The 10,120-nt window shown below is 36.2% G+C and carries 9 protein-coding genes and 1 pseudogene; 6 read left to right on the top strand and 4 right to left on the bottom strand.

Features of this window, described 5'->3' with window-relative positions:
- Nucleotides 1–343: 343 nt before the first annotated feature.
- Entirely contained in the window at nucleotides 344–997 is a 654-nt protein-coding gene (locus tag E4K68_RS20060) for a flavodoxin family protein (RefSeq protein ID WP_135380853.1), read from the bottom strand.
- Between the two features lie 150 nt (nucleotides 998–1,147).
- On the opposite strand from E4K68_RS20060, the gene E4K68_RS20055 reads away from it, so the two are divergent.
- Nucleotides 1,148–1,525: a helix-turn-helix domain-containing protein gene (locus E4K68_RS20055; protein WP_135380851.1), complete on the top strand. Its 378-nt coding sequence runs from the start codon at nucleotides 1,148–1,150 to the stop codon at nucleotides 1,523–1,525.
- A 199-nt stretch (nucleotides 1,526–1,724) separates the two neighbouring features.
- Here the strand turns inward: E4K68_RS20055 and E4K68_RS20050 are convergent, their stop codons facing one another.
- Together E4K68_RS20050 and E4K68_RS20045 are read right to left on the bottom strand one after the other, a co-directional pair.
- On the bottom strand, nucleotides 1,725–2,423 hold the full coding sequence (locus tag E4K68_RS20050; protein ID WP_135380849.1) for a YjjG family noncanonical pyrimidine nucleotidase: 699 nt from the start codon (nucleotides 2,421–2,423) through the stop codon (nucleotides 1,725–1,727).
- A gap of 422 nt (nucleotides 2,424–2,845) precedes the next feature.
- Nucleotides 2,846–4,120, bottom strand: a complete 1,275-nt coding sequence (locus tag E4K68_RS20045) for a solute carrier family 23 protein (RefSeq protein WP_135380846.1) — start codon at nucleotides 4,118–4,120, stop codon at nucleotides 2,846–2,848.
- 92 nt (nucleotides 4,121–4,212) lie between these two features.
- On the opposite strand from E4K68_RS20045, the gene E4K68_RS20040 reads away from it, so the two are divergent.
- The 4 genes from E4K68_RS20040 (at nucleotide 4,213) to E4K68_RS20025 (ending at nucleotide 8,085) form a co-directional block, all read left to right on the top strand.
- Nucleotides 4,213–4,902: a helix-turn-helix domain-containing protein gene (locus E4K68_RS20040; protein ID WP_135380844.1), complete on the top strand. Its 690-nt coding sequence runs from the start codon at nucleotides 4,213–4,215 to the stop codon at nucleotides 4,900–4,902.
- Nucleotides 4,903–5,449: 547 nt separating this feature from the next.
- A complete protein-coding gene (locus tag E4K68_RS20035) occupies nucleotides 5,450–6,631 on the top strand; it encodes a transposase (RefSeq protein WP_243450473.1) in 1,182 nt (393 codons plus the stop codon).
- 153 nt (nucleotides 6,632–6,784) lie between these two features.
- Nucleotides 6,785–6,997: a hypothetical protein gene (locus tag E4K68_RS20030; protein WP_135380842.1), complete on the top strand. Its 213-nt coding sequence runs from the start codon at nucleotides 6,785–6,787 to the stop codon at nucleotides 6,995–6,997.
- Nucleotides 6,994–8,085 carry a DUF3231 family protein gene (locus tag E4K68_RS20025; protein WP_135380839.1) on the top strand — a complete coding sequence of 364 codons (1,092 nt, stop codon included), beginning with the start codon at nucleotides 6,994–6,996 and terminating at the stop codon, nucleotides 8,083–8,085. Before E4K68_RS20030 ends, E4K68_RS20025 begins: the two co-directional genes overlap by 4 nt.
- A gap of 727 nt (nucleotides 8,086–8,812) precedes the next feature.
- Here the strand turns inward: E4K68_RS20025 and E4K68_RS20020 are convergent.
- Nucleotides 8,813–8,986: pseudogene (locus E4K68_RS20020) on the bottom strand (ATP-binding protein); the annotation flags it as partial.
- A gap of 186 nt (nucleotides 8,987–9,172) precedes the next feature.
- On the opposite strand from E4K68_RS20020, the gene E4K68_RS21285 reads away from it, so the two are divergent.
- Complete coding sequence (locus E4K68_RS21285; RefSeq protein ID WP_243450472.1) at nucleotides 9,173–10,015, top strand: hypothetical protein; 843 nt, start codon at nucleotides 9,173–9,175, stop codon at nucleotides 10,013–10,015.
- Nucleotides 10,016–10,120 lie beyond the last annotated feature (105 nt).

Genomic DNA, 10,120 nt, shown 5'->3' with positions numbered 1-10,120 from the left:
TACAAAACTAAAAAATAGGAATTCATGTCCAACCTTTGGGTTGGGCTTTTTCTTTACTCAAGTGCATAGGTTTTGACAATTACACTGATCCCCACAGGAAACTCATCTGTGGGGATTTGTTAATTTATTACTTTTATTTTACTGATGTCTAAACTAAATACGCATACAATAAATTCCAATTTGTAGGATAATGGGAACTTAATTCCTCCATTAATTGTTCAGTTGTATTAAAGGTCTTAAATGGTTTTTAAGCCATAGTGTATTGATTACTAAATATAAAACTCCCTTGAAATATTAAATTGAACCAAAATATTTCAAAGGGAGTTATTCACCTTATTTTATATTACTTTATTAAATTTGCACCTAGTTCGAATGCTTTTTGACAATCTAAAGTAAATTGAATTTTTCTATGTGCTGCTTTTGCTTCTTCGGAAAAGGCACTAGATTCATATTTTGAGTAATCATCAAATTGGTAAGTATCATTAGAATACATAACTAATGGTTTTGCAAATGTGCGTTCAATAGTATATTCAATTTTATTAAAGGCTTCTGGATAACCAACTTGTTCCATAAGATTTTCTGAAACATTCATTGTATAAATGAATGCTGTTGGCATCTTCTTTGGTGGAATTGTAGAATAATTCTTATCATACACCAAATAAGGGAATAATAGTCTTTCTAGAAATGTCAATAATTGACCTGTTATATTACTAAAATATATTGGAGAACCAAAAATTAGCCCATCAGCTTGAGATACCTTTTCTAAAACTTCGTAAATATCGTCTTTTATAGCACATTTCCCATAACTTTTACTTCCAAGTCTTTTGCAGGCAAAGCAACTTTTACACCCAGTATAGTTTAAATCATATAAATTAATGATTTCAGTTTCAACTTCTTTGTCTTTTGCAGCTTCTTTTACTCCATCTAAAGCTTTTTGAAGTAATGTAGCTGTATTTTTATTCTTTCTTGGACTCCCGTTGATAGCATAAACTTTCATTATATTGCTCCCATTCCTTATATATTTTTAGTGTTTTCTTCTTGTTCTTCTGCTATGATTAATATAACATAAGGTAATAAAGATACAAGTATGCAGTTTTTTCTGTGTTAGTATAGAAAGTATACCAAATAAATTAAAGGAGTTGCGACTATGAATAATGATACGGATTGCAATGGAGAATTCCCTAGCGATAATATATACGAAACCAAATGCCCCCTTATATACGCATTAGATATTATTGGACAAAAGTGGAAGCTGCCTATAATGTGGTACTTATTTCAAAATGATTTCATTAGATATAATGAATTAAAACGAAAAGTTAAAGGTATTACCAATATGATGCTTACAAAATCTTTAAAAGAATTAGAAGAACATAATCTTATAGTTAGAATCCAATATGAAACGATTCCTCCTAAAGTTGAATATGCTTTAACAGAAAGAGGTAAAGCTTTACTACCTACATTAAATGAATTGTCTTTATGGGGTGAAGAACAAATTAAACTTGATAAATCGAAATCAAACTCGTAAACGTTTCTCATTTTCTGTAAACGTAATTTTCTGATATTGCGGTGCAAGCCAAGTTCCCCTAATTCTTAAAACCATTAGTAGAAATGCCGTCAATCCTCTATGTAGGTGGGCGGCATTTGTAGGATAATTGTAAGTTAATTTCCAAGTCAATTCCGTCTCATTCAACCCACATAAAAAGACTAAAACGAATAGTGAATCACTACGCATTATGCTCAAGGTCGCAACTGTCACATAATTCCGCTAAACTTGTGATCGTATATGTACTTTGAATTTCAGTAGAGTATTTTTCCGATCTTCTATTGATCCAGCATGTATCAATTCCTGACAAAAGGCCGCCTTTTATATCGGTATTTAAAGAATCTCCTATAATAAGCGCTTCCCAGATTTTAAAATCGTTTATATGACCCATCACATAATCAAAAAAATCTTTTGATGGCTTTTGGAATCCAATGCTTTGAGAATCAAATATGTCTTCAAAAAATCTATATAGTCCTGAATGTTTCAAACGCTTTATCTGAGTTTTTGTTATTCCATTTGTAATGACAAACAGTCGATGCGACACAGATAAGCTCTGACACAGTTCTAAAGCTCCGTCCATCAGTTGATAACCATTGCCCAAAAGTTCTCGGTATTGATTTTCCCATTCCATACCATCCACAGTTTTGCCCAATTTCAACAAGGTTTCTGAAAACCTTGAGTTCAATACTTCATCTAATGCAATATTTCCATTTTCATAATCAGTCCACAGTTGTTTGTTGACGGAATCGTATACTCGAAACAGCTCATCCGAAAAAGTATATCCATGTAGATGAAACAATTTGTTTAACGAATCAATCTCATTAGCGCCGAAATCTAGCAATGTATCATCTAAATCAAATAGTAATATTTTATAACTCATTTTTCGCTCCCCATAAAATAAATTAACTGGAACTCTGCATAGTAGGTCCATTCTGTACCACATGTAACCTTGCTGCCTCCAACTTTATCCGGGGTATAGGTTCAACGTGATTTACTCTTATCAGTGATAAAATCTCCTCTTTTCTCTGATACTCTCTTAATCAGGCGTCGATGACACCCCTGGTTATTCCTGGTTGGTTCATGAGCAATCGGTTAGGAAATCCTTCCTCAAAATGAATTCGGATGGACTCACCCCAATAGAGCTATACTATATAGTCATTGCGCGACCATGGTGCCAATATCTATCCTTAACGTACAAACATGAAGCAGGATACCTCGCTCGCCTAAGATCGACCACGCCTAAAATGAGGGCACTGTTATTCTTTGCGAATTTTAAGTCTTGGCCAAGGTAGTCCTTTGTAATTAGTCTTTTCGGGGGAACACGATATGCTCCATAATCAGAACTGTTATCACTCCGACTACAAAGCCGTTCCCTAATACTGGTTTTAAAATAATGGGGAAAGTATTAAGAACCGCTGGTGGTAGGTAGGATACGATAACACCAAGGATTATAGGAAGACCAACTATAAGCCCATACTCAAATTTATAGTTCTGGCTCTGAACTATCTGAAGGCCCCCCGCGATCTGGGAGCACATAATGTAAATCATAGAACTGCCAATGACCACGGAAGGTATGCTCCCTAGAATGGCGGTTGTTTTTGGTAGGAAGGATAAAACTAATAGGATCAGACTTGTAGGAAGCAAAGTATATCTAGAAGCAACTCCGCTAGAGATAATAACTCCCGGACTGAATGAAAAGTTGACAACCCCGATGACGCCAAAGAAACCTGCCAATACGTTGACTAATCCAGTCACTGTGACGCCCCTAGTGATCCTTTTTGGCATATTATCTGGTTTGAGGAGTTCATCGACGGCTTGAATTGATCCTAGATCGTTAACAGAGAGCGCAAGATAACATATCAGAAAAGAGAGGAAAACACCTGAATCGAAGACAAAAGAAGGCTGTAAACCTTTCCAAAATATATCAACGATTTGAAGGTCGTTGGTTGGAAGAGGTGACGTGGAGAACAAGAGAAGGTAAGATATAGTTCCCACGATAACTGCCCAAAAGACGAGTGTTGACTTCCACAAGCCTCGTAAATACCTTGCCGAGATAAACATGCAGAATACCATAGCTAAAGAAAAGCACAAGTTTGCGAAAGAACTGGCATGGGGGGTTGGAGCGGTAACTAAATTTAGAATCATGGGCGTAAGGGTAAGGGCAACAAGAATTAATATTACGGCTACAACCGTTGATGTAAAAAGCCTTTTTAGATGGGCGAACAACCCTGTAATACTCACAACTGCTAAAATAAGACCACCTAAGAGGATCGAGGTGTAAACCGCCTCAGGGTTATTCCCCCCTCCTGCTGCCATACCTACCAAAAATACCGTCGCTGGTCCGATGATTATAGGAAGGCGGTGTCCCCAGACCACCTGCGAAAATAAGGCTACTGCCACAATAAAACATAGCTTTTGGATATAGACTACTTGAAGGACTATCCCGCTGGGATGAAGGCTTGTCACCGCAGTCCCCATGATAAGGATGATGGGAATGATAATTGCAAGCCACTGTAAGCCAAATAACAGAAGATGCCCCAGAGGGGGGATTTCATTTAGACCGTATTTAAACTTCATTATGTTTCACTCCTATGCTTTACGATCCTTTATACATAAAATAATATATTTATATGAAGTAGAACATGACATAGGTCAGGTTAGGAGGATTTATGAGAAGGATTTCGGATAATAACTTATTAAACTATTATATTAAAAAGCACAATATAGAAAATCTATTTGATAAGGAGATTTTAAACTATGCAAAACTTCATTTTTATGAAAAAGAGGAATATATATTAGAGGCAGAGGCTAAGCTTGAATATTATTATCTACTTGTAGAGGGGAAAATTAAAGTTTTTTATCCTTTTGAAAATGGAAATTCCATGCTTTTAAAGTTTTACAGAGATTTTAATACTATAGGAGATTTAGAACTTTTAAAAGATATTCCTATCCTTTGTAATATTAATGCAGTAGAGGATACTTATTTGCTAGCAATACCTTCAGATATACTTAGAAAAGAGTATTTTGATAATACGAAACTTTTACACCATTTAATTGACTCTTTAAGTGAAAAGCTTTATGCAACTATTAACAATATTTCATACAATTTCGTATATCCACTCATTAATAGATTGTCTAGCTATTTAGTGGAGCATATAACAGATAAAAATTATATAATTTTGAATTCATCATATTTAGAAATCGCTCAATTCTTAGGAACAACTTATAGACATTTAAATAGAACGCTTAAAGAAATGGAATCAAAATCAATTATAAAATGTGAGGATAAAAGAATATATATACTAGATGTAGAGAGGCTTAAAGAATTATCTAAAAATATTTATATTAAACCACTTTAGAATATAAGGCTCAAGTGGGAATGTCAAAATCTGAGTACGAAACAATAGGAAAATTAAAGTGACTCTCAAGGTAAGCGTTACAAGCTGCTTTATTGAGTTGGGCGCCTATAAACTCACATTCATGTCTGTTCCTTAAACTCCCATTATTCTTATAATCTACCTCAAAGTAAAGCGGACGCCGTATAATCATATAGCGTCCGCTTTACTTTGAGGTAGATTATTTCAGTTGTTGAGTTTGTCCGTCTTGATTCTCGGAAAAATTGGTTACTGAGCGATGGACTCTGTTTGTTAAAAATATTAGCTATTCGATTTTTCATCCATCGCCTCGAGATATTTCGCGCCCCACGCTCCAATGCTATCCAATATAGGCTTGCAGCATTTTAGCCCCTACCACTGTCAAAGCATTGATACCGCAGACATTTTTACCTCTTACAAAAGGGTATCAAATTCGGAGATTTACCTTTTGTAAGACTTCTCTATCTGCTAAAATCAGTAGGAAAGAGAGGATGAAATGAGAAAGAACTATTTTGCAAAATTAGTAAACTATATGAAGAATGTTTACCACGTTGATCGTTGCTTGAATAAACTTTCTGACGGAAGAGTTAACCCAACTTATAGCACAGGTCAAGTTATTTTGCCTGTGCTTTTTGGTTTTTTGCTTAGGGTACAAAGCTTTAATGAGCTGAATTTTATGATAAAGAATCATGAGTTTAGTAAACTGTTTCCCCGAGGAACAAAACTGCCTCAGATTGATGCGATCAGAGACACGCTTAAAGTCATTGATATAAACGGCCTGAACCAAATTAATTATCACATTATAAAGAAGTCAGTTGAGAATAAGGTTTTTGTAGACGGAACAATTGACGGTTATACTGTGGCTGCAATTGATGGAACAAAATTTTTCGGAAGCAATAAGAAAAGTTGTCCAGAATGCTTGAAAAATACTAAAGGCAATAAGACCCATTCCTTTCATAGTGGCGCTGTCATGTCAACAGTAGGGAATGGACCTAAACTGGTTATTGGCTTTGAGACATACAAGCCCGGACAAGATGCTGCTTCAAAGAACGAAGGAGAACTGAACGTAGGGAAAAGACTGATCTCAAACGTAGTAAAGAGTCATAAGGACTTAATTGATGTTGTTGTTTATGATGCACTTGCCTGTAATTCCGTTTGGATTAACCACTGTAGAAATCTCGGGATTGAGACAATTGTCAGAGCCAAAAACAATAATAATAGAAGTTTGCAATTCGCAAAAAGGGTGGTGAATAAGACGGAGGCTGGTGAGGTTTGGGTAGATGAACAAGGATTTGAGAAAGTAGAAGTTTACCAGTCAACGTTCACGATGGACAATGTGGAGCAACCGCTGCGGTTCGTAAAATTTGCACTAAAACATAAGAACATGTTACACACACAGATCATGACCGTAACAACATGTATGGATATGACACTGAAGACCTTGTTTAGAATAATCAGGGCACGATGGGATATTGAGAATTCGATTTTCAATAACTTGAAACGTGAATGTGGCTTGGAGCATTGCTTTGTCCATGGAGGTAATGCCGTGGAAGCTGTGCTATATTTGATCTTTATGGCATCAAATATCATGCAATTATTTTTGGTTAGACGACTGAGAAACCAATATACAACTCAACGGGAAATAGTAAGGCTTTTATTAAAAGGACTATATCTCTTTCAGTATCGGGGTGAATTGGTGTTTAGAAGTTCATAGAAGTTGTGCATGTAAATAGGAAGCTAAAATTGTGGGGTAGGGGAAGGTGTATCCTTTTTTGCTAGAATTAAGCGAATGGGAGCCTAAAATACGAAGTATTTAAGATTCAATCCAAACGCCTGCAAAATTGATACAGAGGCTAAATTGCTGGTTTTGGAGTGGAAAATCAAAAATCGCAAGCAAAATCGCATACTTTTAGCAGATTTTCAACATGCCAAATCGCAAAATTTTAACACTAAGACAGCCGATTTTTATATCGAAAAGTCGGCTGTTTTTATTGGTGCTTTATGGGAGCATGTATTACTAAGAATGATAAAAATTAAATCAGGAAATAATAATATGGAAAGGAGAGAAATTTTTAAATGAACGATAATCAACCAAATATTCAGCGAGACAATCAGGGAGTAACAGAACAAGTTCCATTTGGCTTCGGTACTGTGCATCATAATTTGACCGATTTAATGCCAGCTTCATCTGAAGTCGGATTCTTATGGAACAATTACTTAGCGGCTAATATTTCTACTTGTTATCTAACAAAATGGGTTAATGAGGCAACTGACCCTGAAATTAAAAGTGCATTACAAATGGAATTAGATGCAGCATCTAACGCATGGAAAGAAACAGAGGGACTTTTAAAGTCAATTAATTATCCAACTCCCATGGGATTCGTTGTTAAAGAAGACATAGACATAAATGCTCCTGTTCTATTTTCTCAATCCTTCAAATTGCTCTTCACGAGAATGATGCAACGAATGTTGATACAATTCTTAGTTCCTGCCGTAACCTCGTCCTATCGGACAGATTTTCAAGATTATTTCCACAACCAGTTAAAAACTGCTGCCGACCGTCATAGAAAATATACTGAAATATTATTGTCTAAAGGAATACTTCAAAAGCATCCATCCATTGTTCAACCACATCGTGCAGAAAAAGTTCTTGATAAAGATTTCTTTGGTTCATATTTTGGCTTTTTCAGAAATCAAAGACCATTAACTGCTGTGGAAATTGGTCATATCTATTCAATTATGGAAATAAAACAATTAATAAGGCAGTTTCATGAAGGTTGTTGTCAGGTGGTTAAGTCTGAAAAGGTTAAGATTTTATTATTAAAGGCTAGAGATATTGCAGATAAACAGTTAGACTCTTTGGGCCACATTCTAACTGAGCAAGACGTACCGCGTCCATCTATATCCGATATACTTATAACCGATTCCACAGAATCAGGAGTGAGTGACCGTTTAATACTTAATCTTTCGACAGCAGTTACAGCATTTATGGCAACATCCTATGGGGAAGCAGTTTCTACTGTGGCCCGTAAAGATATAGGGGTAACTATGCTGAGGTTTATGGCTGAAAAACTTAGTTTTGCTAAAGATGCAGCAGAATTAGCCATTGAATTTGGTTGGTTAGAAAAAATGCCGCAAACTGTTGATCGACAACAATTAATACATTAAAATCTCTTGGTGAGCGAAGCTATATAACAGGTATTTTTTGCATAGTTATAGCAACCTGTTGTTTTGTTTTTTACGGGTAGTCTCCATAAAATATCATACTTGTATTTTCGGAATTTTTTAGGGCTAAATAAACAGGAATAGCAAATTTCTAGCACCATTTTAGCACATTTTTAACATTACGAATCGCAAGATTTTAGCAAGTTTTTCTCTCCAGAAATAAATAATTTCGACCGCTAAATTTCTGTTATTTTGATGTCGAGAATCTGCTATTTCTAGGGCAAAGCCGCTATTAGCAAGGTTTTCAGGGTAGATTATTGCTATTTTAATGCTAATTCTCTGCTAAAACTGTTGTCAAAAAGAGTTTTCCACTCCAAAACTGAACCCCTTATAATTAACTATAAGGGGTTCAGTTTTGGAGTGAAAAAGTTAAATTAGTCCGCAAAATAGCAACTTTTCAGCATAGTATTAGCATTTAAAATCACAAGTTTTTAACAGAAAATTAGCCTCGATTTAGCAATTGTTAAATCGAGGTGGCTATTCTCGTTAATTCAGACCGGTGTTCCCGTGCCATCCGACCTAGCATTCCTAAATTATCCGGACACCGTTCCTACGGTATCCGGCCAGCGTTCTTATCTCATCCGGCCAATGGCCGGCACCTCATTGCATGGAGTTTAACATAGATTATTCAGTTGCGCTATCACCTCCTTCATTTGAGGATTGTGTGGTCTCAAGCTGGGCCTTTTAGCTCTATTCTGTGGGCATTGTTGACCAGCCTATCCAGTACTGCATCAGCAATGGTAGCATCTTCAAAGAGATCGTGCCAGTTAGCCACTGGCAGTTGGGCAGAGATTGCGATGGACTTTCTGCCATGACGATCATCCACTACTTCAAGAAGATCACGGCAGGCGCCTCAGCACTTTAGCCTCTACCACAATCAAACTATTGATTTCACTGGTATTTTTACCGATTTCAAAAGTGTATCAAATTCGGAGTTTACAAGCTTTTGTCAGACCTTTCATTCTGCTAAAATCAGTGGGAGAGAGAGGATGAAATGCAAAAAAATAACTTCGTGAAATTTGTGAGATATATGAAGAACGTCTACCAACTTGAGCGTGGTTTGAATAAACTATCTGACGGAAGAGTTAACCCCACTTATTGCACAGGCCAAGTTATTCTGCCTGTGCTTTTTGGTTTTTTACTTAGGATAAAAAGCTTTAATGAGCTAAATTTCATGATTAAGAATAATGAGTTTTGTAAACTGTTTCCCCGAGGAACAAAGCTGCCACAGGTTGATGCAATCAGAGATACACTTAAAGTAGTTGATATTAACGGACTAAAACTAATCAATCATCACATAATCAAAAAAGCAGTTGAGAATAAGGTTTTTGAAAACAGAACAATTGACGGATACACTGTGGTCGCTATCGATGGAACAAAATTCTTCGGAAGCAATAAGAAAAGCTGTCCCGAATGCTTGAAAAATAACAAAGGCAAGAAGACTCATTGCTTCCATAGTGGCGCTGTCATGTCAACAGTAGGGATTGGTCCCAAACTGGTTATTGGCTTTGAGATGTACAAGCCCGGACAAGATTCAGCTTCAAAGGATGAAGGAGAGTTGAACGTAGGGAAGAGGCTGATTACAAACGTCAGGAAGAGTCATAAAAACTTAATGGATGTTGTGGTTTATGATGCCCTGGCTTGTAATTCCATCTGGATTAACCACTGCAAGAATTTAGGTATTGATGTAATTGTCCGAGCAAAAAATAATAATAACAACAGTTTGCGGTTAGCAAAAAAGAGGGTAAATAAGTCGGAGGCAGTTGATGTTTGGGAAGATGAAAAGGGATTTGAGGAAGTTAAAGTTTACGAGTCAACATTTACTATGGACAACGTGGCGCAACCGTTGCGGTTTTGTAAAATTTGCGATTAAACATAAAGACAAGAAGCGCACCCAGATAATGATTGTAACGACTTGTATGGATATGGCACTTAAGACATTGTTTAAAATAATAAGAGCACGATGGGATATTGAGAA

Origin of the sequence: Desulfosporosinus sp. Sb-LF (assembly GCF_004766055.1) — a bacterium.
Classification (GTDB): Bacteria; Bacillota; Desulfitobacteriia; order Desulfitobacteriales; family Desulfitobacteriaceae; genus Desulfosporosinus.
The sequence above is the reverse complement of the archived record's forward strand: the minus strand, read 5'-3'. Positions and strand labels throughout refer to the sequence as shown.

Bases quoted from the DNA above. Each gene is read 5' to 3' on its own strand.
- E4K68_RS20040 (WP_135380844.1), top strand. From the start codon at position 4,213: ATGAGAAGGATTTCGGATAATAACTTATTAAACTATTATATTAAAAAG.
- E4K68_RS20035 (WP_243450473.1), top strand. From the start codon at position 5,450: ATGAAGAATGTTTACCACGTTGATCGTTGCTTGAATAAACTTTCTGAC.
- E4K68_RS20050 (WP_135380849.1), bottom strand. From the start codon at position 2,423: ATGAGTTATAAAATATTACTATTTGATTTAGATGATACATTGCTAGAT.
- E4K68_RS20025 (WP_135380839.1), top strand. From the start codon at position 6,994: ATGAACGATAATCAACCAAATATTCAGCGAGACAATCAGGGAGTAACA.
- E4K68_RS20045 (WP_135380846.1), bottom strand. From the start codon at position 4,120: ATGAAGTTTAAATACGGTCTAAATGAAATCCCCCCTCTGGGGCATCTT.
- E4K68_RS20060 (WP_135380853.1), bottom strand. From the start codon at position 997: ATGAAAGTTTATGCTATCAACGGGAGTCCAAGAAAGAATAAAAATACA.
- E4K68_RS20055 (WP_135380851.1), top strand. From the start codon at position 1,148: ATGAATAATGATACGGATTGCAATGGAGAATTCCCTAGCGATAATATA.
- E4K68_RS21285 (WP_243450472.1), top strand. From the start codon at position 9,173: ATGAAGAACGTCTACCAACTTGAGCGTGGTTTGAATAAACTATCTGAC.